21 protein-coding genes and 1 pseudogene are annotated in these 19,558 nt (G+C 63.6%); 14 read left to right on the forward strand and 8 right to left on the reverse strand.

Annotated features, from left to right (window positions below; all coding sequences use genetic code 11):
• The first annotated feature begins 72 nt into the window (after positions 1–72).
• The 5 genes and pseudogenes from FHS84_RS16515 to FHS84_RS23135 all read left to right on the forward strand — a co-directional run.
• Positions 73–684 carry a 3'-5' exonuclease gene (locus FHS84_RS16515; protein ID WP_166936358.1) on the forward strand — a complete coding sequence of 204 codons (612 nt, stop codon included), beginning with the start codon at positions 73–75 and terminating at the stop codon, positions 682–684.
• A complete protein-coding gene (locus FHS84_RS16520; RefSeq protein WP_166936360.1) occupies positions 681–1,118 on the forward strand; it encodes a cupin domain-containing protein in 438 nt (145 codons plus the stop codon). Before FHS84_RS16515 ends, FHS84_RS16520 begins: the two co-directional genes overlap by 4 nt.
• Positions 1,119–1,238: 120 nt before the next feature.
• Complete coding sequence (locus tag FHS84_RS16525) at positions 1,239–2,519, forward strand: cation:proton antiporter (RefSeq protein ID WP_166936362.1); 1,281 nt, start codon at positions 1,239–1,241, stop codon at positions 2,517–2,519.
• Between the two features lie 145 nt (positions 2,520–2,664).
• Entirely contained in the window at positions 2,665–2,985 is a 321-nt protein-coding gene (locus FHS84_RS16530; RefSeq protein WP_166936364.1) for an ArsR/SmtB family transcription factor, read from the forward strand.
• Positions 2,982–3,383, forward strand: a pseudogene (locus tag FHS84_RS23135) (SRPBCC family protein); the annotation flags it as partial. The gene FHS84_RS16530 and the pseudogene FHS84_RS23135, both read left to right, overlap by 4 nt.
• Positions 3,384–3,705: 322 nt before the next feature.
• Here FHS84_RS23135 and FHS84_RS16545 read toward each other — a convergent pair.
• Together FHS84_RS16545 and FHS84_RS16550 are read right to left on the reverse strand one after the other, a co-directional pair.
• Positions 3,706–4,446 (reverse strand): DUF4908 domain-containing protein, encoded by a 741-nt coding sequence (locus FHS84_RS16545; protein ID WP_166936366.1) that lies wholly within the window; start codon positions 4,444–4,446, stop codon positions 3,706–3,708.
• Positions 4,447–4,521: 75 nt separating this feature from the next.
• Positions 4,522–5,343: a crotonase/enoyl-CoA hydratase family protein gene (locus FHS84_RS16550; RefSeq protein WP_166936368.1), complete on the reverse strand. Its 822-nt coding sequence runs from the start codon at positions 5,341–5,343 to the stop codon at positions 4,522–4,524.
• Positions 5,344–5,431: 88 nt separating this feature from the next.
• Here FHS84_RS16550 and acnA point away from each other — a divergent pair, with 88 nt between their 5' ends.
• The 4 genes from acnA to FHS84_RS16570 all read left to right on the forward strand — a co-directional run bounded on the left by acnA (position 5,432) and on the right by FHS84_RS16570 (position 11,971).
• Positions 5,432–8,131, forward strand: a complete 2,700-nt coding sequence (acnA, locus tag FHS84_RS16555) for an aconitate hydratase AcnA (protein WP_166936370.1) — start codon at positions 5,432–5,434, stop codon at positions 8,129–8,131.
• A gap of 220 nt (positions 8,132–8,351) precedes the next feature.
• The gene (locus tag FHS84_RS16560) at positions 8,352–9,227 is read left to right on the forward strand and encodes a DUF1223 domain-containing protein (RefSeq protein WP_166936372.1); all 876 of its coding nucleotides are present in this window, start codon (positions 8,352–8,354) and stop codon (positions 9,225–9,227) included.
• A gap of 44 nt (positions 9,228–9,271) precedes the next feature.
• Positions 9,272–9,850: a hypothetical protein gene (locus tag FHS84_RS16565; protein ID WP_166936375.1), complete on the forward strand. Its 579-nt coding sequence runs from the start codon at positions 9,272–9,274 to the stop codon at positions 9,848–9,850.
• Between the two features lie 417 nt (positions 9,851–10,267).
• Positions 10,268–11,971 (forward strand): EAL domain-containing protein, encoded by a 1,704-nt coding sequence (locus FHS84_RS16570; RefSeq protein ID WP_166936376.1) that lies wholly within the window; start codon positions 10,268–10,270, stop codon positions 11,969–11,971.
• A 3-nt stretch (positions 11,972–11,974) separates the two neighbouring features.
• On the opposite strand, the gene phaR is transcribed toward FHS84_RS16570, so the two are convergent.
• On the reverse strand, positions 11,975–12,544 hold the full coding sequence (phaR, locus tag FHS84_RS16575) for a polyhydroxyalkanoate synthesis repressor PhaR (protein ID WP_166936378.1): 570 nt from the start codon (positions 12,542–12,544) through the stop codon (positions 11,975–11,977).
• A gap of 260 nt (positions 12,545–12,804) precedes the next feature.
• Between phaR and ccmA the strand changes: the two genes are divergently transcribed.
• Genes ccmA through FHS84_RS16600 form a run of 5 tightly spaced genes read left to right on the forward strand, consistent with a single transcriptional unit; the run spans position 12,805 to position 15,196 of the window.
• Positions 12,805–13,404 carry a heme ABC exporter ATP-binding protein CcmA gene (gene ccmA, locus FHS84_RS16580; protein WP_166936381.1) on the forward strand — a complete coding sequence of 200 codons (600 nt, stop codon included), beginning with the start codon at positions 12,805–12,807 and terminating at the stop codon, positions 13,402–13,404.
• Positions 13,401–14,066 (forward strand): heme exporter protein CcmB, encoded by a 666-nt coding sequence (gene ccmB, locus FHS84_RS16585; protein WP_166936383.1) that lies wholly within the window; start codon positions 13,401–13,403, stop codon positions 14,064–14,066. The genes ccmA and ccmB overlap by 4 nt, the downstream gene beginning before the upstream one ends.
• A gap of 17 nt (positions 14,067–14,083) precedes the next feature.
• Positions 14,084–14,794 carry a heme ABC transporter permease CcmC gene (ccmC, locus tag FHS84_RS16590; RefSeq protein WP_166936385.1) on the forward strand — a complete coding sequence of 237 codons (711 nt, stop codon included), beginning with the start codon at positions 14,084–14,086 and terminating at the stop codon, positions 14,792–14,794.
• Positions 14,791–14,946 carry a heme exporter protein CcmD gene (gene ccmD / locus FHS84_RS16595; protein WP_166936387.1) on the forward strand — a complete coding sequence of 52 codons (156 nt, stop codon included), beginning with the start codon at positions 14,791–14,793 and terminating at the stop codon, positions 14,944–14,946. The genes ccmC and ccmD overlap by 4 nt, the downstream gene beginning before the upstream one ends.
• Before the next feature lie 13 nt (positions 14,947–14,959).
• Positions 14,960–15,196 carry a hypothetical protein gene (locus FHS84_RS16600; RefSeq protein WP_166936390.1) on the forward strand — a complete coding sequence of 79 codons (237 nt, stop codon included), beginning with the start codon at positions 14,960–14,962 and terminating at the stop codon, positions 15,194–15,196.
• A 10-nt stretch (positions 15,197–15,206) separates the two neighbouring features.
• On the opposite strand, the gene FHS84_RS16605 is transcribed toward FHS84_RS16600, so the two are convergent.
• From FHS84_RS16605 to dapF, 5 genes are all read right to left on the reverse strand, one after another.
• Positions 15,207–15,713: a MarR family winged helix-turn-helix transcriptional regulator gene (locus FHS84_RS16605; RefSeq protein WP_166936392.1), complete on the reverse strand. Its 507-nt coding sequence runs from the start codon at positions 15,711–15,713 to the stop codon at positions 15,207–15,209.
• A gap of 193 nt (positions 15,714–15,906) precedes the next feature.
• Entirely contained in the window at positions 15,907–16,464 is a 558-nt protein-coding gene (locus FHS84_RS16610; protein WP_166936394.1) for a septation protein A, read from the reverse strand.
• Positions 16,461–17,396 carry a signal recognition particle-docking protein FtsY gene (gene ftsY, locus FHS84_RS16615; RefSeq protein ID WP_166936396.1) on the reverse strand — a complete coding sequence of 312 codons (936 nt, stop codon included), beginning with the start codon at positions 17,394–17,396 and terminating at the stop codon, positions 16,461–16,463. The genes FHS84_RS16610 and ftsY overlap by 4 nt, the downstream gene beginning before the upstream one ends.
• Positions 17,393–18,646: a tRNA (N(6)-L-threonylcarbamoyladenosine(37)-C(2))-methylthiotransferase MtaB gene (mtaB, locus tag FHS84_RS16620; protein ID WP_166936398.1), complete on the reverse strand. Its 1,254-nt coding sequence runs from the start codon at positions 18,644–18,646 to the stop codon at positions 17,393–17,395. Before mtaB ends, ftsY begins: the two co-directional genes overlap by 4 nt.
• Positions 18,647–18,681: 35 nt before the next feature.
• The gene (gene dapF / locus FHS84_RS16625; RefSeq protein WP_166936400.1) at positions 18,682–19,491 is read right to left on the reverse strand and encodes a diaminopimelate epimerase; all 810 of its coding nucleotides are present in this window, start codon (positions 19,489–19,491) and stop codon (positions 18,682–18,684) included.
• Positions 19,492–19,558: the final 67 nt, after the last annotated feature.

The following is a 19,558-nucleotide window of genomic DNA, read 5'->3' on the forward strand; positions in this document are numbered from 1 at the left end:
CCCAGCGCTAGCGTCGACTTGGACTCTTAAAAATGTCTTAACGGAGCCCTTTACCTGATTCGGTTGGTCAATATGACAAGTTCTTCTCACCTGCAGATTCCTTACGCCGTGGTCTACGACCTCGAATTCACCGCCTGGGATGGTTCCATGGCGCGGCGCTGGCTGGCGCCGGGGGAGTACAAGGAAGTAGTCCAGATCGGAGCGGTCAAAGTCACCTCCGCATTTTCCCCGATCGAACGTTTCGAGTGCCTCGTCCGGCCGCGACTCAATCCGGTGCTGTCGCCTTATCTCGAAAAACTCACACGAATCACCAACGCCGCCGTGACCGCGCGCGGGGTCGATTTCGAGGAAGCCTATCGCAGCTTCGTTTCGTTCGCCGGCACGTTGCCGGTCATAGCCTTCGGCCGTGACGACCTCGTGCTCATGGATAACCTCAGACTGTATGGGCTTCATACGGTGCTGCGGCTGCCCAAGGTGGTGGACTTGCGCCCCTGGCTGATCGAAAACGGCATCGATATCCGTGGCATGCATGCCTGCGACGTCGGTCCGGCAGCCGGTGTTCCGTTCGACGGCCATACCCACGACGCGCTCGCGGACGCGTTGTCGGTGGCGTCCGGAATCAAGGCCTTGGTGGAGCGGGGGGCTGTACCGCCGGTCGCCGCCGTGCCGAAAATGTATCCATGAAGGAAGTCGCCGTGAAAGACGAAGCCGACCGCATCATCGAAGTGCTGGATCTCAAGCCGCATCCCGAAGGCGGCTATTACCGCCAGATGTTCCTGGATCCGGCGGGCACCGGCGGGCGGGCCCATTCGACCGCGATCTATTACCTCCTCAAGAAGGGAGAGGTGTCGCGGGCGCACCGGATTGACGCTGCGGAGGTCTGGCATTTTTACCGCGGCAGTCCGCTGGAACTGACCATTCAAGCCGAAGGCCGTCCGGCCGAATTCCACGTTCTTGGCGCCGGCGTCGAGTTCGACGAGCGGCCCCAACTCGTGGTGCCGGCGCATGCCTGGCAGGCGGCACGGCCGCTCGGGGACTACACCCTGGTTGGCTGCACGGTGGCACCGGGATTCCGGTTCGAGACCTTCGAAATGGCCCCAGACGGTTTTGGGTTTTAGGCGGCCGGCCCGGCGCCAGAAATCCGGTATCGACCAAGCGGCGTGGTAGGATGAAAGCGCTTCCTTTGCCGCGTCTTGCTCGCTAGAATAGTTCTAGTTTGCAAGAGGGGCGTCGAGATCATGCATTCCAGCGTTCACGCGACCGAGTCGTTGCTGTTTTCCACCCTCTTACAGATCATCGTGATGGTACTGGCGGCCCGTGCCGGCAATGTCGTCGCCCGCAAGTTCGGCCAGCCTGGGGTGATCGGCGAGATCGTCGCCGGCTTGGTGCTCGGTCCGTCGCTGTTCGGCCACTTCTTTCCCGACGCCGCGCTGGCGCTGTTCGGCGCCAAGGCCTCTTCGCCCATCACCATCATCAGTCAGATCGGTCTGGTGCTGTTGATGTTCCAGATCGGCATGGATTTCGAATTCGGCCATCTCGGACGGCGCAAGAACCGCAACGGCTCGCTCGGCATCACCGCCGCGTCGATCACGGTGCCGTTCGCGCTCGGATTTATCATCGGGCAGTTTTCGGCACCGCTGCTGGCCCCCAAGATCGACCCGACCACCTACAGCCTGTTCTGCGGCGTCGGGCTCGCCATCACGGCGGTGCCGATCCTGGGGCGCATCCTCAAGGAGTTCGATCTCACCCGCACCGAAATCGGCGTGGTGGCGATTTCCGCGGCGGCCTTGAACGACGTCATCGGCTGGGTGTTGCTGGCCGGCATTTCGGCCTACGCGGCGGCGAAGTTTTCGCTCGAGAACATGGCGCTGCAGATCGGCGGCATTCTGCTGCTCGCGGCTTTCGCCTGGTTCGGTCTGCGGCGCGTCATCCGTTGGGTGCTCGACCGCTATCCGGTGACGGCAGGCGAGATTTCGCCGAACGTGATGACGGCCGTGATTGCGATCACGTTTGCGATGGCGATCTGCACGTATCAGCTCGGCATTTTTGCAATCTTTGGCGGCTTCCTTGCCGGCCTTCTGTTCCACGACGACAAGGCGTTCGTCGAGGCGTGGCGGCGGCAGGTCGGCCGTTTCGTCCTGGTATTTTTCCTGCCGGTGTTCTTCACCTACACCGGCCTGCGCACCAACGTGCTCGGACTCACCGCCGCGAGCGACTGGATGTGGCTCGCTGCGATTCTTGCGGCCGCCGTCGGCGGCAAGATCGTTCCGGTGTTCGTGGCGAGCCGCATGGCGCGGTTCTCGCTGACCGAATCGGCCATTCTCGGCACCCTGATGAACACCCGCGCGCTTATGGAACTGATCGTGCTCAACATCGGCTACGACATGGGCTTCCTGCCGCAGAATGTCTTCACCATGCTGGTCATCATGGCGGTGTTCACGACGGTGATGACGGGACCGCTCTTGCGGGTGCTTCTGCCGCGCGCCGGCTATGCGGTGCCGCAAGGCGTGGAAGCATAGGTGTCGATACGTCAGCGGTGAATACACATAACCTCTGGCGCATATGTCTGCCCGATAATTTTCTACGATAGGCAGCGCTGCATACGATTGACTCGTCGATTCCGAATTGATTATATGAAAATCAATAACCAGGCAGTTATGAATTATGGCGCCGCACGACATGCTGTTCCGGTCTTTGGCCGATCCGACCCGGCGGGCGATCTTCGAACGATTGTGCCGCGATGGGGAACAAACGGTCGGTGCTTTGACACTTGAAGCCGGGGTCTCGCAGCCGGCGGTCTCCAAGCATCTCGGGGTTTTGAAAGAAGCCGGATTGGTGCGCGATCGCCATGAAGGACGTCAGACCCACTATAGCGCGCAGATCGGCGCTCTCGCTCCCCTGGTCGACTGGACGAGCCAGATGGCCGGGTTCTGGCAGAACCGGTTCGATCGCCTCGAAGATCTCCTCAGAAGGATGGACCAATGAGCAACGCCGCGTCCGAAACGCTCTCCGTGACTGTCGAACGAGACCTGCCCTTTGCGCCGGAGAAGGTCTGGCGCGCCCTGACCCAGCCGCATTTGATCGCCGAATGGCTGATGCAGAACGATTTCAGCCCCATGGCGGGCCACCGCTTTACGCTCCGCGCCGACTGGGGTTCGGTCGACTGCGAGGTCCGGATTGTCGAGCCGAACAAGGCTCTCTCTTATACCTGGAACGCTATGGGTCTCGAGAGCGTCGTGACCTGGACTCTGACTCCGACGGAAATGGGAACCCAGTTGCGCATGGAACAGTCGGGCTTCCGACCGGATCAGAAGCAGGCCTATAGCGGGGCCAAATACGGCTGGCAGCAGTTCCTTGGCAAACTGGAGCAGGTCTTGGCGCGCGATGCGTCGCCGGCCGCTTCCGGCCGGGGGGGGGTAACGGATATGTCGAACCTTGCCAGGCGTCCGCTTTATCGCTGGATCCACATCGTCTGCTCCATCCCGATCATTGGCTACATTTACAGTCCGTTCGACAAAATTCCGGACTACGCACCAGCGACGCGCTTTGTCTTTCTGCCGGTCATGCTCCTGACCGGGCTCTGGATGTGGAAAGGACATGTCGTTCTGCGCGTGCTGTCGAGAAATCCGGCCCCGCAGGCTCCGGCGCAAAGCAGCATGGAGCTTCCGGAAATCGGGAGCGGCCGGTAAACGACGGAAACAGGCGTTAGTTCGACGGAATGCCGAACAGCTTGCCGAGCGCGGTCGAGATCGCGTTCGAAGAGGCGCGGCCGAAATAGCCGGTGCGGGGATTGAAGGTCACGACCAGGACCCGGTTTTCGATCTTGATGTAAGGCCTGTCGCTCAGCGCGATGCGCACAGAGGAAATGCGTTGGCCGAAGGCCCCCCGCGCGGCGGGATTGGCGGTGAAACGGTCGATGCCGCGGGCGGCGTTCTCCATGGTATCGAAAGCGAGCGCCCGGACCGCGTTCTCGGCCACCGCATTCTGATCGGCGAAGAAACTGATCTTGATGCCGCGCACGTAACCGAGATGACTGGTCTCGTCGTCGGCGGCGCTCTGCATCTGCTGCATCGAGATCGCCGGCAGCACCGGCGCCGATGAGTCCCCGACACGGCTCGTCGGCAAGCCTTCGGGATGATCGTCGGTATAGAGGGTCATGCCGCCCCAGCCGGTGACTTGGATCGCGATGGCGCCGGAATCGTATTGCAGCACCCGGTTCCCCATGGCGCCGTAATTAGCATACAAAACGAAGATCTCCGGCTGGCCGGCGAACCGCATCAGGAAGGCGTTCTGATAGCGGTCGAGCGAAAAGCGGCGGTCGCCCGCCTGATAGGTCCCGGAATTGATGTCGCTAAAGCGCGGCGAGCGATCGAACACGCCTGCTTGCGCCTGCGTTGCAGACGCGCACAACAGCAACGCGCCGAAAAGGAGAGCGAACGCACGCATCAGATTCTTTAACTCGTTCGGGTCGCGCACCCGCACGCCTTCCCTCACGGGTGATGAGTATCGAGGCAAATCGGGCTATTTTATGCCCGGCACGCCTGCGTTGCGACCGAAGTCCTGTCCGCTGGCCGCCCCTGCGGCGAAAAGCGCCGCCCCCCGCCGTCCCTCTCCGGAAGCTAGGGCCTTCATTCCGTGGACAAATTCGTTCTCCATCGCCGCCGTGAAGGCGAGGTCGAATTGTTCGTAGACGGATGATCTATCGCTGCCCAGCGAGGCTTGTGGCAGCGCTACCATGGCAGCCGCCAGTGATTCGGCCTCGCGGCGGGATGTGCCGGGAGTCACGACGCGGTTGACGAGACCCATCGCGAGCGCCTCGCGAGCGCCCACCGGGCGGCCGGTGAGGATGATATCGAGCGCATGGCTCTGGCCGACCAGCCGCGGCAGCCGCACCGTGCCGCCGTCCATCATCGGCAGGCCCGAGCGCCGGTTATCGGCACCGAAGACCGCGTCCTCCTCGGCGATTCTCAGATCGCACCAAAGGGCAAGTTCGAGGCCGCCGCCGGTCGCCAGCCCGGCCACTGCTGCGATGACGGGCTTCGACAGCCGCATGCGCGTCGGGCCCATCGGGGCGTCGCAGGTGAGGGGATCGGGATGCTTGGCCGGAAACGCCAGCCGGTTGCCGCGTCCGCCCGACATCGCCGCAAGATCAAGTCCGGCCGAGAAATTTCCGCCCGCGCCCCACAGGACCGCGGCGCGCGCCGCGGTATCCTCTTCGAAGGCCGCGAAGGCTTCGGCGAGGGCATCGGCAGCGGTCCGATCGAGTGTGTTACCGGCCTCAGGGCGGTCGAGTATCACCGTGGTAACCGCGCCGATTTTCTCCGCGTAAACCGACCTGCTCATCAGAGCCTCCCCTCGGCTGACTTGGAATTCGTTTAGAATTCCACTAAACCGGGGGCGCTTCCACCCCTTTTTCAAAGGCGCGCTTTCCGTGAAGACCAGCCTCGACTCCTTCAAATCCCGCCGGACTCTTTCGGTGGGCGGCAAAAGCTATGTCTATTTCAGCCTCACCCAGGCGGAGAAGAACGGGCTCAAGGGAATTTCCCGGCTGCCCTATTCGATGAAGGTTCTCCTCGAGAACCTGCTCCGCCATGAGGACGGCGTGACCGTCACCGCCAGCGACATCAAGGCGGTGGCCGCATGGCTCAAAGAGAAAAAATCGACCCGTGAAATCGCCTTCCGCCCGGCGCGCGTCCTGATGCAGGACCTGACCGGCGTTCCGGCGGTGGTCGATCTCGCCGCCATGCGCGATGCCATGAAGGCGCTGGGCGGCGATCCGGCCAAGATCAATCCGCTCGCCGAAGTCGATCTCGTCATCGACCATTCGGTGATGGTCGACAATTTCGGCGCCAAGACCGCGTTCAAGCAGAACGTTGCCATCGAATACGACCGCAACCGCGAGCGCTATGCCTTCCTGCGCTGGGGCCAGCAGGCCTTCGCCAATTTCCGCGTCGTGCCGCCGGGCACCGGCATCTGCCATCAGGTCAATCTCGAATATCTGGCGCAGACGGTGTGGACCCGCAAAGGCAAGGATAAGCGCGGCAACGCCGTGACCTATGCCTTCCCCGATACGCTGGTCGGCACCGACAGCCACACCACGATGATCAACGGTCTTTCGGTGCTCGGCTGGGGCGTCGGCGGTATCGAAGCGGAAGCGGCGATGCTGGGCCAGCCGATCTCGATGCTGATTCCGGAAGTGGTCGGCTTCAGGCTCACCGGCAAATTGCCGGAAGGCTGCACCGCCACCGATCTGGTGCTGACCGTCACGCAGATGCTGCGCAAGCAGGGCGTGGTCGGCAAGTTCGTCGAATTCTACGGCCCCGGCCTCGACGAGATGACTCTCGAAGATCGCGCCACCATCGCCAACATGGCGCCCGAATACGGTGCTACCTGCGGCTTTTTCCCGATCGATGCGGAAACCGTGGCGTATCTGAAGAACTCCGCCCGCAAGCCCGCAACGGTGGCGCTGGTGGAAAAATATGCCAAGGCACAAGGCCTGTGGCGCGACGCCAAGAGCGCCGATCCGGAATTCACCGTGACCCTCGAACTCGATCTCGGCCTCGTGGTGCCGTCGCTCGCCGGTCCGGCCCGTCCGCAGGATCGCGTGCCGCTGGTCACCGCCCCGACCGTGTTCCGCGAAGCGCTCTCCACCCGCTACAAGAAGAACGCCGATGAGGCGCGGGTTGCCGTGGAAGGCGAGGACTACACCCTCGGCCATGGCGACGTCGTGATCGCGGCGATCACCTCCTGCACCAACACCTCCAATCCCAGTGTGATGATGGGAGCCGGTCTCGTCGCCAAGAAGGCGGTCGAACTCGGCCTCAAGGTGAAGCCGTGGGTGAAGACCTCGCTGGCGCCGGGAAGCCAGGTGGTGACCGAGTATCTGCAGCGCGCCGGGGTCGACAAATACCTCGACAAGCTCGGCTTCAATCTCGTCGGTTACGGCTGCACCACCTGCATCGGTAATTCGGGTCCGCTGCCGGAGCCGGTCGCCAAGGCGATTACCGCCAACGATCTCGCGGTGGCGTCGGTACTCTCGGGCAACCGCAATTTCGAAGGTCGCGTGCATCAGCAGGTGCGGGCAAACTTCCTCGCCTCGCCGATGCTGGTCGTCGCCTATGCGCTGGCCGGATCGATGAACATCAATCTTTTGGAAGAGCCGATCGGCCTCGGCAAAGGCAAGAAGCCGGTCTACCTGAAGGACATCTGGCCGAGTGCGAAGGAAATCGCCGACGCGGTCAAGAAAGCCGTGAAGGCCTCCGCCTTCCGTTCGCGGTACGCCGATGTGTTCGAGGGCGATGCCAACTGGCGGAAGGTCAAGGTCATCAATGGCCAGACCTACACATGGGATTCGGAGTCGACCTATGTGAAGCATCCGCCCTATTTCGAAGGCATGGAAAAGGCCCCGGCGCCGCTGTCCGACATCAAGGGCGCGCGCGTGCTGGCGGTGTTCGGCGATTCCATCACCACCGATCACATCTCGCCTGCCGGATCGATCAAGCCGCAAGCGCCTGCAGGTCTCTATTTGCAGGAACGCGGCATCACGCCGAAGGACTTCAATTCGTATGGCTCGCGTCGCGGCAATCACGAAGTGATGGAGCGCGGCACCTTCGCCAACATCCGCATCCGGAACGAGATGCTCGGCGGCAAGGAAGGCGGCAACACCATTCATCAGCCGTCCGGCGAAGAGATGTCGATCTTCGATGCGGCTGAGAAGTACAAGGCCGAGAACATTCCGGCGGTCGTCATCGGCGGCAAGGAATACGGCACCGGCTCGTCGCGCGACTGGGCGGCGAAGGGGCCGAAGCTGCAAGGCGTCAAGGCGGTGATCGTCGAGAGCTTCGAGCGTATCCATCGCTCCAATCTCGTCGGCATGGGCGTAGCGCCGTTCGCGTTCGAAGCCGGCAAGACCCGCAAGGACTACGGCTTCACCGGCGAAGAGGTGATCGACATCCCCGGCATCGCCGACGATCTCAAGCCGCTGAAGCGTGTCACCGCCACCATCACCTACAAGGACGGCCGTACCGCCGACCTGCCGCTGGTTTTGATGCTGCTGACCGCCGACGAAGTCGCCTATTTCAAGAACGGCGGCATCCTGCCGTACGTCCTCCGGCAGTTGATGGCAGGCTGATCGGCCTCGCTTTTTGGAAATGGGCCTCGCGGGCAGCCGTGGGGCCCTTTTTGCCACAAAATCGGTTCATCCGCTGCCGGCACGAACGAGATACGGGAAGAGACTAAAGTCCGCTCCCACACCGGAATTCCGAATGAGCCGGTTTCTGACCGGGGTGAACCGGTATCGTTCAAGTCGAAGTGACTGGCCGCATGAGGCGCTCGGGCGTATGGTTACGTGCATGAAAATTGCAGCCGCCGCGCTTGCATTGTTTACGTTTACCGCTGCGAGCGCCCCTGCGGGCTCCGGCGCGAGTGTGGAATCGCGCCCGATTGTGGTGGAAGTCTATACCAGCCAAGGCTGTAGCTCTTGCGTTGCCGCCAATCTGATGGCCGCCAAGGTGGCGCAGAAGCCGGGCGTGCTGCTGCTCAGCTTTCCTGTGACCTATTGGGACATGTTCGGCTGGAAGGACACGCTGGCGAGCGAAGAGAATACGCGGCGCCAGAAGGCCTATGCCAACGCGCTGCGCCGGGGCGGCGTCTACACCCCGCAAATGATCGTCGACGGGGTCAAGGACGTCCCGGCGGCTCGCGAGGATGCGGTGTCGTATGCTCTGGCGCTGGCCAGCATGACTCGCGACGACGGCCAGACTCCCGATGTCAACACGCCCGCAATCGCGCGGCGCGACGGGCCTTCGTCCGACGTCACCTTCGTGGCGGCGATGCGGGTCAAGACTCCGATGCGCGCGGCGTGGTCGGTGCCGGTGCAGGTCTCCAAGCGTCCCAACAATTTGCGTGTCGTGGTCGATCGCGTTCCCGAAGCGGTCCGGCACGGCAATGTCGACGCCACCATCTGGCTGTTCCGCGTCCGCTCGATGGCGCAGGTCAAGATCGGCGGCGGCGAAAACAACGGCAAGACGGTCGCCTACCGCAACGTGGTGACCAACATCGCCAATGTCGGCCGCTGGCGCGGCGAGCCGCTCACCATCACCGTGCCCAAGGCAGGCAACACGGTGCCGGCGCACGATGCGATCGCCGTGGTGGTGCAGCAATCGGGCTACGGCCGCGTGCTCGGCGCCACGATGGTGAATAACGCCACGTTCTACGCGCCGTGGTGAGACGCCTCTTCCGCTGACGCCGCATTTCGCCCTAACGTCACCTCATGACTGCGTTTGCGCTCGTTCTGTTGCTCGGAGCCGCGGCGGCCTGGATCGCGGCCGGTGGGGCGCCGGTGCGCGCGCAAGCCTATCTCAAGCTCGCTGCGGTGCTCTACGCCGCGCTGGCGCTGTCCCAAGGCGCGGGGATCGCGGCCGCCGCGGTCACCGATATTGCCGCCACGCTCGGATCGGCATCGCTATGCGTGGCGGCGTTTTCCGCATTCCGCCGGGCGCCGCGGCCGCTGACGGCGTTTCTGGTTCTTCTCGTCGCGACCGTGGCCGGGATTTGTGCTGCGGCGACCGACTGGCGGGTTCTGGCAGCGGCGCCGCAGGTGGCAAGCGCCATCTTCACCTTCGTGATTGCGCGTCCCGGCCTGATGAAGCGCCCGAGCGTTTATCTCGCGCTGGCGGCGCTTTCGATGCTGGCGGCGTCGGCGTCGAGTCTGGCGCCCGGAACGGCGGCACGTGCCGGCCTCTTGCTGTTCGCGGCGGCGGGCGTGGTCGGCGTTGCGCTGGCGTCAGATTTTCTTGTCGAACACGACGGGACGAGGCGCCGGGGTCGCGCGATACGCCGCGCCCGCTGACGGCAGTGGGGCATGCGGGCAATAGACCTGACCCATGACGTGGGCGACGAAAGTCGGCGTCAGCCGCGGAGCGTCCCAATATGGGTCGCTCTGCTCTGTGCCGGACTGGGACGATGCGCGCTTGGCGGCCGGTGTGCAGATCCAGCTCTGCGGTTCGCGGCGCGACGTATATTCACCATCGATTCCGGCGCTGGCGCTGATTTTTTCGACGGCATGCACGGACGAAGTTCCGCGGTTTGCCGCGCCCGTCCTGACAATTGGAAATGTCGAAATCGCCGTCATAACCCTTTGTTCAGGCAAAGTGCGGGCCGTGGCGGCGAGGTGCGCGTTTGTTTCAAGAGTTACGGGTTTTTTAAGCCCCCCCGCCCATCATCGACCGATAAGGCCGGAAACAAAGGCCAACTGGTGGTGGTCGTGGTGGAACAGTCGCTTCAGAAGAAGCCAGGGGGGTCGCTCGCCGCGCTGAAGGCGGTTCAGGACTCCGAAAGACTTGCGCTCGCGGTGTCGGGCGCGGGCATTGTCGCATTCAATTGGACGCTTGCCGACGACCGGATCCTATGGGACGGCGCGGTCGATATCCTGCCCGGACAGATCCTGCAGCGGGACCGCAGCCAGGGCCGCCAATTGCTCGCCGGCATGAACAGCCAGGTACGCCAGCGCTTCACCGCCCTGATCGACAGCCGCAGCCCGGAAACCCTGACCTTCGACATCGACGTCGAAATGGCCTCGGCGCTCGGCACCGTGTGGTACGTGTTCCTCGGCTCCCGCGTGCCCGATGCGAGCGGCCAGACCGAGCGGCTGACCGGCGTGGTGCGCGAAATCACCGAGCGCAAGCATCAGATCCATCGCCTGACCTATCTGGCCACGCGCGACGAGCTGACCGGCCATCTCAACCGCAATTCGCTGCGTGCCGAACTCGCCGAAGCCATCGCCACGGCCCAGAGCCAGGAGCGCCATTGCGGCTTCCTGGTGTTCTCGATCGACCGGCTGGCGATCATCAACGATTCCTACGGCTTCGATGCCGCCGACGAAGTGATCGTGGCGGTAGGCGAACGGCTGGCGCGCTCGCTGCGCACGACCGACGTGATCGGACGCACCGCCGGCAACAAGTTCGGCGTCATCCTCAAGAACTGCACCGAAGGCGACATCACGGTGGTGGCCGAGCGCCTGCGGGCGGCGGTACGCGGCGACGTGGTGGATACCCGCGCCGGACGCGTGGCCGTGACCTCGTCGGTCGGTGCGGTGTGGCTGCCCGGCAGCGCCTCCTCGAGTCAGGAAGCGATGCTGCGCGCCGAAGAGGCGCTCGAACGGGCCCGCAGCCACGGCCGCGACGGCTTCACGATCTACCATCATTCCGAACTGCGCGAAGGCGCGCGCCTGCGCCTGATGGCCGTGGCCGACGAAGTCGTCGCCGCGCTCAAGGAAGACCGTCTCGTCTTCGCCTATCAGCCGATCGTCGACGCCAAGACGCGCGAAGTGGCCGAATACGAATGCCTGTTGCGGATGATCAAACCCGACGGCACCATCGCGCCGGCCGGTCATTTCATTCCGGCGGCCGAGCAGCTCGGACTGGTGCGCCTGGTCGACCGGCGGGCGCTCGAAATGGCGGTGGCGGCGCTGCACACCAATCCCGAGATCAATCTCAGCGTCAACGTCTCGGGCACCACGGCGCAGGATTCGGCGTTCCTGCAAAGCTTCGTCGAATACGTGAAGCAGAATTCGGCCATCGCCAACCGGCTGGTGGTGGAACTGACCGAGACCGCGGCGCTGCATCATTTCGAAGAGAATGCGCGCTTCGTTTCACGCCTCAGGGAAATGGGCTGCCGCGTCGCCATCGACGATTTCGGCGCCGGCTACACCTCGTTCCGCAATCTACAGATGCTGCGCGTCGACAAGGTCAAGATCGACGGCTCTTATGTCGCCGCGCTCAAGTCCTCGCCCGAGAACCAGATCTTCGTGCGCACCCTGGTCGATCTCGCCAAGAGCTTCAATCTCAAGACCACGGCGGAGTGGGTCGGGTCCGAAGAGGAAGCGGCTCTGCTCGAAGGCTTCGGCGTCGACCACTTCCAGGGCTTCTTCTTCGGCGAACCGAAGCTGGATCCGGGCTGGAAGAAGGGCTGAGGCCTATTTGCGCTGGCTCAGTTCCGCCAGCTGGCGGCGCATTTCTTCCATCTGCGTCTTGAGATCGTTGATGTCGGTGCTGGCCGGCGGGGGCGACGGCGGCTCCTGCGGTGTGGCGAACGGCGCGAAGACCTGCATCGAGTGTTCGAACATCGCCATGTTCTGGCGCGCCAGCTGCTCGACCGCCTGATGGCCGCTGCCGAACACCTTGGCGATGCGCTCGCGCATCTCTTCCTGGTTCTTGATGAAGCTCTGCATCGAGAGGTCGAGATAGCCCGGCACGAACGACTGCATCGGATCGCCGTAGAAGCGGATGAGCTGGCGCAGGAAACGGATCGGCAGCAGGTTTTGGCCTTTGGCCTCTTCTTCGAAAATGATCTGGGTCAGCACCGAGCGGGTGATGTCTTCGCCGGTGCGCGCATCGCGCACTTCGAACTCCACACCCTGTTTCACCATCTCGCTCAGATGGTCGAGCGTCACATAGCTGGAGGACTGCGTGTTGTAGAGCCGCCGGTTCGCATACTTCTTGATGACGACAGCCGTTTCGGCCTTGGAATCTTCCGCCACGCGCATACCCGCTATTTGCCGCCTCTTGGGTGGGGCTTTTGGTGGGGCCCCAGCCAAGCCCACAATCAGGGCCCTGTCCAGCCTTTTTGCGCAATTGCAGCACGGGGTGCGGCGCAAATGACTTGGTAACGTACTGACATTGCCCGAGATTTTTCACCGCCGCAAGCGGTCTCGCACCCGCGGCAATTTGTGGGTGAAATCCGCCCGGCCCTCGACACGCCAGCACCGGCGACAGAACGGCCGCGACCGGCTAAACATCGGTTGGGATGACCTTCGCGCTTGCCCTCGAACGCCTCGCCTTGGTCCGCGGCCACCACAAGCTGTTCGCGGGTCTCGATCTTTCTTTGCGCGAGGGCGATTTCCTGTCGCTCACCGGACCGAACGGCGCGGGCAAGACCAGCCTCATGCGCGTCATCGCCGGGCTGCTGGCGCCGACCGGGGGAATCGTCCGTATCCGGACGGAAGCCGGCGATCTCGTCGATGGCGAGGATCGTGCCCGCTGTATCGGCTGGTTGGGCGACCGGGACGCGGTGAAGCCGCAACTCGCTGTCGGCGAGCAGCTTCGTTTCTGGGCCAGGCTCTACGGCGCCGATGCCCCCGAACCCGAGGCTTTCGGCCTCAAGCCGCAGATGCCCGGACAGTTTCTTTCGGCAGGTCAGAAGCGGCGGCTGGCGCTGGCGCGTCTGGTGCTCACCGGCCGCAAACTATGGCTGCTCGACGAACCGCTCGCCGCGCTCGATGTCGGCGGCAAGGCCCTCGTTGCCGAAAAACTGACCGCTCATTGCGCCAGCGGCGGCATTGCCATTGCCGCGACCCATGAACCGCTCGGGCTTGACGGGCTTACCTTGCGTTTGGGGGAGCCATGATCGCCTTTCGGGCCGTGATGGCGCGCGATCTCCTGCTGGCGGTGCGGGCAGGCGGCGGCGCGGCGTTGGCGCTGGCGTTCTTCGCGGCGGTTGCGACTTTGGTACCGCTCGGCATTGGGCCGGATTTGAAATTGCTCGCCCGCATCGCGGCCGGCGTCTTATGGGTGGCGGCGGTCCTGGCGGCGCTGTTGTCGCTCGACCGGCTGTTCCAGGCCGATTTCGAGGACGGCAGTCTGGATCTGATGATGCTGTCGCCGTTGCCGCTGGAAGCGTTGGCGTTCGCCAAGATTGCCGCCCATTGGCTTGCCACCGGTCTGCCGCTGACGTTGATCGCTGCGCTGCTGGCGGTCGCTTACGGGCTGCCGCCGGACGCTACGGGCGCGCTGGTGCTGGCGCTGCTGATCGGCACGCCTGCGGTGAGCGCGGTCGGCGGCATCGGCGCGGCGCTGACGCTGTCGATCCGGCGCGGCGGACTGATCCTGCCGTTCATCGTACTGCCGCTGGTGGCGCCGGTGGTGATCTTCGGCTCGGGGGTGGTGGTGGCGGTGCTCGACGGTCTTCCGAGCGGCGCGTTACTTTTCCTGGCGGCGTTTTCGCTTCTTGCCGTTGCGCTGGCGCCGTTTGCGGCCGCCGCCGCCGTGCGGCTCAATCTCGGTTCGTAAGGTGCTATAGAAAACCGATGCTACTCGGCAATCCCAGACGTTTCCTGGACGCGACCGGCAAAGTGCTGCCGTGGCTCGCTGTCGCGACGGCCGTTTTGTTTGCCGTCGGCATCGTGCTCGCGCTCGGCGTCCCGCCGGATTATCAGCAGGGCGACACTGTCCGCATCATGTTCCTGCATGTTCCCGCCGCCTGGGTCGCGATGATGGCCTACGGATTGATGGCATTGGCCGGAGCGGTGGCCTTGGTCGGCCGTCATCCGCTGGCCGACATCGCCGTGAAGACGGCAGCGCCGCTCGGAGCGGTGTTCACCGCGCTCGGGCTTGTGACCGGCTCCTTGTGGGGACGGCCGATGTGGGGCGCATTCTGGGTGTGGGACGGACGGCTGACCTCGTTCCTGCTCCTGCTGTTTCTTTATCTCGGCATCGTCGCGCTGGCGAACGCGATCGAAGACGAAACGCGCGCCGCGCGTGCCGCTGCGGTTCTGGCGATTGTCGGAGCCGTGAATCTGCCCATCATCCACTTCTCGGTGCAATGGTGGGCGACGCTCCATCAGGGCGCGAGTATTCTGCGGCAGGGCGGACCGGCGATCGCACCTGTGTTCCTGTGGCCGCTGGGCATCATGGCGCTGGCTTATACGCTGTTGTTCGCGACCCTCTGGATCGTTCGTATACGGACAGCAATCCTGGACCGGAAGGCCAATGTCCTCGTCGCGACGGGGAGGGCATGACCGTGGTCCTTCCTGACTATGCCGCCTATATCTGGAGCGCCTATCTCATCACATTCGCGGTGCTCGGTGCGGTGGTGGCCGTCACCTGGGCGAAATGGCGTAGCGCGAAGAAGCGCTTGGCGCTTCTAAAGGATTCGGAAACCAATCTCTGAAATCCTCGGCGCCATGCAGATCAGCGCCTCAAATCTCCTGGCCGCCCAAAGCCAGACGACCGTTCGGCGGCAGGCGCCTGCCCCGGCCTTCGAGCCGATCGCGTTCAAAGAGGCGCCGGCCGCGTCCGTCGTCCAGGACACCGCCAAGAAAGCGGCGCCGACACCGGCGGCGAATGTCGATTTCACGCCACCGACCAGCCCCGCCACGGGCTACACCCGTCCGGGAACCCATATCGACATCAAGATCTAGCAGAACCGTTTCAACCGCGGCGCTTGCGCGATTTGGTGCGGGCTTTCGGCGCGCCGTTGGCGGCGAACTGCTCACCGGCGGTCGCGATCATCGCCAACGCCTTGATGAACTTGGAACGCTCCGACGGCGGCAGCGGATCGAGCAGAGCCTTTTCCGCCCTGTCGGCAGCGGTGCGCGCCGACCGCAAGGCCTTGCGGCCGCTGGCGGTGATGGCGACGGCGTTGGCGCGGGCGTCCTTCTCGGTGCGTTCGCGCGAAACCAAGCCCCGCTCGAGCATGCGGCGAACCATTTCGGCCAGGGTCGAACGATCGATGCCGGTCATTTCGACGAGCGCCGTCTGGCTGACGCCTTCGTTGTTTTCGAGCGCGGCAAGCACGGTGAACTGCTGCTTGGTCAGTTCGCTGGAACCGGCTTCGCGCGCATAGAGATCGCCGAAATACTGCTGACAACGCTTGATCAGGTGGGAGGGTGCTTCCGCAAGCTCAAAGCCCCCGTTCACTTTGCGCTGACCCTTCATCGTTATGACCCCTGCCTCCGCAATATCCTATCGGCAGTCCGTACACGGCTGCACGACAAGCCCTTACATCACCATAACGCTGGACGTTCAACGTCGCAGACGGACGTGAGGGGCCGGACAATAACCAACCCCAACGCGGTCGACAACTCCGTCTGTCGCCGATAGGTGCGTCTCGGCAACGCGTCGTCGATGATTATTCTTTCTTCGTTTCGCTCACGATCTGGTGCTTGAGCAGAAACGGCACTTGGCTGAACGAAAATAACAGCGTCAGACCAATGGCGCCGAACGTATGGAAGTAAACCCAGACGTTCTCCGAAAAGTTCCGCCATATCAATTCGTTGATCAGCGCCATGACGATGCAGAAACCGCCGAAGCGCAGCGTCAGTGCACGCCAATGGTTCTCAGCGAGCGTTACGGCAGTCCCGAAGATGTACTTGATGAACAAGCGGTTGAATGCGAGGCCGCCCAAAAGCGTCGCCGCGAACAGCCCATAAATCATGGTGGGCTTGATTTTGATGAACATCTTGTCGTTCAGGTACAGCGTCAGCCCGCCGAAAATCACGACGATCACGGCCGTCGCCAGCGGCACCGGATGCAACTTCTTGTCGAAGACATAGCCGAGGATCACCGCAGCGACCGCCGCGACCATTACCGTGGCGGTGGCCGCGTAAAGGCCGAATAGTCTGTATGCGACGAAAAACAGGACCAGCGGGCCGAAGTCGACCAAGCTGCGTCTAACTTGCGGATTCATGCCGCCCCCGTCAGCGCTCTGGCGAAGGCATCCGCCGAAAAATCTTGCAGATCCTCTTCGCGCTCGCCGACGCCGACAAAATGAACAGCGATACCGAACTTGGCCGCGAGCGCCACGAGAATACCGCCTTTCGCCGTGCCGTCCAGCTTGGTCATAACGAGACCAGTGAGCGGAACGGCGGCCGCAAAGGCTTCCACTTGCGACACTGCGTTCTGCCCGGTCGTGGCGTCCAGTATCAAAAGTGTGCCGTGAGGTGCCGCAGGGTCCTGCTTTTTGAGAACGCGTGCAATCTTCTGCAGTTCGGCCATCAAACCGGCTTTGTTCTGCAGCCGTCCGGCGGTGTCGATCAGAAGCACGTCGGCGCCGCTCTGGCGCGCGCGCGCGTAGGCATCGAAACAAAGACCGGCGGCATCCGATCCCGGTGCCCGCGCCACCACTTCGCAGCCGGCCCGTTCGCCCCAGACCTGCAATTGTTCGATGGCCGCAGCGCGGAACGTATCGCCTGCCGCCAGCACGACTTTCTTGCCTTCGCGCGTGAGTTTGACGGCGATCTTGCCGATGGTCGTGGTCTTGCCGGTGCCGTTCACGCCGGCAACCAGGATCACGTAAGGCTTGATTGCCGCATCGATCGCCAGCGGCTTGGCCACCGGCGCGAGAATTTTGGCGATTTCGTCGGCCAGGACCTGACGCAGATCGAAGGTCGAAACTTCTGAATCGTAACGTCCTTTGCCGATCGCGGCGGTGATCGCCTGGGCCTGGGCGGCGCCGAGATCGGCCCGGATCAGGGCTTCTTCGAGTTCGCCCAGCGAAACATCGTCGAGCTTCTTCTTGACCAGGGCCTCGAGACCGAGCGCGCTCGCGCTCTTCGACAGGCCGGCCTTGAGTTTCTCGAAAAAGGTCGGCGGGGGAGGGGCTTCGCCGAATTGCCTCATGAAACGATGTCTCCGGTAAGATGGTCTGACGCGGCGCCGGTAATACGCACGCGGACGAAATCGCCCGCCTCGCCGGCAAATGCAACCGGAACAAACGTGGGCGTGCGCCCGAGACCCGCTTTTTCGACCAGAAGCGTCTCTTCGCGGCCGATCAACGTGGAATAGTATTGCTGCAAGGCCTCGGCGCCCTTGGCCCGCAGGCGGGCGGCGCGATCCTTGACCAGTTCTCGCGGTACCTGCGGCATCCTCGCCGCGGGTGTTCCGGTCCGCGGACTGAACGGGAACACGTGCAGCATCTGAAGGCCCGCTTCGTCGACCAGCTTCAACGTGTTGGCGAACATCTCGTCGGTTTCCGTCGGAAATCCGGCAATCAGGTCGGCGCCGAACGCCGCTTCGGGCCGCAGCGCGCGCACCGCCTCGCAGAAGCGGATGGTGTCGGCCCGCGAGTGGCGGCGTTTCATCCGTTTCAGGATCATATCGTCGCCGGACTGCACCGAGAGATGGAAATGCGGCATCAGCCGTTCTTCCTCGGCGATGGCCGTCATCAGCGCGTCGTCGGCTTCGATGGAGTCGATGGACGACAGGCGCAGACGCTTCAGGTCCGGCACCAGTTTCAGAATCTTGCGCACCAGATCGCCGAGGCTCGGCGTGCCGGGCAGGTCGTGGCCGTAGCTGGTCAGATCGACGCCGGTGAGCACGATCTCGCCGTAGCCGTTGGCGCAAAGGCGGCGAGCCTCTTCCACCACCGCGCCCATGCCGACGCTGCGCGAGTTGCCGCGGCCGTAAGGGATGATGCAGAAGGTGCAGCGGTGATCGCAGCCGTTCTGGACTTGCAGGAAGGCGCGGGTGCGCCCTTCGAAGTAATCCACGAACTGGGCCGCGGTTTCCTTAACGCTCATGATGTCGTTGACGCGGACGCGTTCGTTGACGCCGAGCGCATAGGCCTTGGGATCGAGCTTGTCGGCGTTGCCGAGCACGAAATCGACTTCCGGCATCTTGGCATAGCCGTCGGGATCGGTCTGTGCGGCGCAGCCGGTGACGATGATGCGCGCATCCGGCCGTTCGCGGCGAATCTTGCGGATCTGCTGGCGCGACTGGCGCACGGCTTCCGCCGTCACGGCACATGTGTTCACCACCACCGTGTTATCGAGACCCGCGGTGCGTTCCCGGATCGCCTCCGACTCGTAGGCGTTGAGCCGGCAGCCGAACGTGATGATGTCGACGCCGCCTTTTTGCTGGTCGCGCTTCATGTCCGAAAGCCGGTTCCCACTTTTCGGTGAAGCGCTCAAAGCGCGATCTCGCCGCGATAGGCAAGGGTGGCAGGGCCGGTCATCAGGACGCGGCCGTTCGTCAGTTCGATGGTGAGCATGCCGCCATCCAGCGTCACATCCACTTTGTCGCCGGTGAGGCCGCGGCGATGGGCGGCGACAGCCGTCGCACATGTTCCCGATCCGCAGGCTTCGGTGATCCCGGCGCCACGCTCCCACACCCGCATCCGTAAGTGGCCGGAATCGCGCACGCTGACGAATTCGACATTGGTCCGCTTGGGAAACATCGGATGGGTTTCGATGCGCGGGCCGAGTGTCGCCACCGGCGCGACGTCGGCATCGTCGACGAACAGGATGCAGTGCGGATTGCCCATCGACACCGCGGCGCAATTATAGGTCTCGCCGTCGACATTGAGGGCGAAGAGGTTGGTGTCCACCGGCCGGGCCAGTGGAATGCGGTCCCACAACAGTTCGGGTGCGCCCATGTCCACCGTGACAAGTCCGTTGCCCGCATCGCGGCAGACGAGCGGTCCGGCCAGCGTCATCAGGGTGACGGCGCTCTTGCCGGTTTCGTCGAGCAGCAGCCGCGCGACGCAGCGGGCGGCATTGCCGCAGATCTCGACTTCGTCGCCGTCGGCGTTGCGGATGCGCATGAACGCGTCGGCCTCGGGTGAGGTCTCGATCACGATAATCTGATCGCAGCCGACGCCGCGACGGCGGTTGCCGATCGCGCGGGCCGTGTGGGCATCGAGCGCAAGCGGCTGGTTTCGCGCGTCGAAGACGGCGAAATCGTTGCCGAGGCCATGCATTTTCAGGAACGGTGTCATTTGGCGCCTATATAGGCGGTAGGCCTCGTTTCGGCCAGAGCCGGGTTGACGGAAGGGGCGGGCGGCC

The sequence above is a fragment of the Rhizomicrobium electricum genome, from assembly GCF_011762045.1.
Taxonomy (GTDB): Bacteria; Pseudomonadota; Alphaproteobacteria; order Micropepsales; family Micropepsaceae; genus Rhizomicrobium; species Rhizomicrobium electricum.

Excerpts from the sequence above, each read along its gene's own strand:
- ccmC (WP_166936385.1), top strand. The coding sequence starts at position 14,084 with ATGCTACTCGGCAATCCCAGACGTTTCCTGGACGCGACCGGCAAAGTG.
- FHS84_RS16605 (WP_166936392.1), bottom strand. The coding sequence starts at position 15,713 with ATGAAGGGTCAGCGCAAAGTGAACGGGGGCTTTGAGCTTGCGGAAGCA.
- FHS84_RS16610 (WP_166936394.1), bottom strand. The coding sequence starts at position 16,464 with ATGAATCCGCAAGTTAGACGCAGCTTGGTCGACTTCGGCCCGCTGGTC.
- ccmD (WP_166936387.1), top strand. The coding sequence starts at position 14,791 with ATGACCGTGGTCCTTCCTGACTATGCCGCCTATATCTGGAGCGCCTAT.
- FHS84_RS16600 (WP_166936390.1), top strand. The coding sequence starts at position 14,960 with ATGCAGATCAGCGCCTCAAATCTCCTGGCCGCCCAAAGCCAGACGACC.
- phaR (WP_166936378.1), bottom strand. The coding sequence starts at position 12,544 with ATGCGCGTGGCGGAAGATTCCAAGGCCGAAACGGCTGTCGTCATCAAG.
- FHS84_RS16515 (WP_166936358.1), top strand. The coding sequence starts at position 73 with ATGACAAGTTCTTCTCACCTGCAGATTCCTTACGCCGTGGTCTACGAC.
- ftsY (WP_166936396.1), bottom strand. The coding sequence starts at position 17,396 with ATGAGGCAATTCGGCGAAGCCCCTCCCCCGCCGACCTTTTTCGAGAAA.
- ccmA (WP_166936381.1), top strand. The coding sequence starts at position 12,805 with ATGACCTTCGCGCTTGCCCTCGAACGCCTCGCCTTGGTCCGCGGCCAC.
- FHS84_RS16525 (WP_166936362.1), top strand. The coding sequence starts at position 1,239 with ATGCATTCCAGCGTTCACGCGACCGAGTCGTTGCTGTTTTCCACCCTC.
- dapF (WP_166936400.1), bottom strand. The coding sequence starts at position 19,491 with ATGACACCGTTCCTGAAAATGCATGGCCTCGGCAACGATTTCGCCGTC.
- FHS84_RS16530 (WP_166936364.1), top strand. The coding sequence starts at position 2,665 with ATGGCGCCGCACGACATGCTGTTCCGGTCTTTGGCCGATCCGACCCGG.
- ccmB (WP_166936383.1), top strand. The coding sequence starts at position 13,401 with ATGATCGCCTTTCGGGCCGTGATGGCGCGCGATCTCCTGCTGGCGGTG.
- FHS84_RS16550 (WP_166936368.1), bottom strand. The coding sequence starts at position 5,343 with ATGAGCAGGTCGGTTTACGCGGAGAAAATCGGCGCGGTTACCACGGTG.
- mtaB (WP_166936398.1), bottom strand. The coding sequence starts at position 18,646 with ATGAAGCGCGACCAGCAAAAAGGCGGCGTCGACATCATCACGTTCGGC.
- FHS84_RS16520 (WP_166936360.1), top strand. The coding sequence starts at position 681 with ATGAAGGAAGTCGCCGTGAAAGACGAAGCCGACCGCATCATCGAAGTG.
- FHS84_RS16565 (WP_166936375.1), top strand. The coding sequence starts at position 9,272 with ATGACTGCGTTTGCGCTCGTTCTGTTGCTCGGAGCCGCGGCGGCCTGG.
- FHS84_RS16560 (WP_166936372.1), top strand. The coding sequence starts at position 8,352 with ATGAAAATTGCAGCCGCCGCGCTTGCATTGTTTACGTTTACCGCTGCG.
- FHS84_RS16545 (WP_166936366.1), bottom strand. The coding sequence starts at position 4,446 with ATGCGTGCGTTCGCTCTCCTTTTCGGCGCGTTGCTGTTGTGCGCGTCT.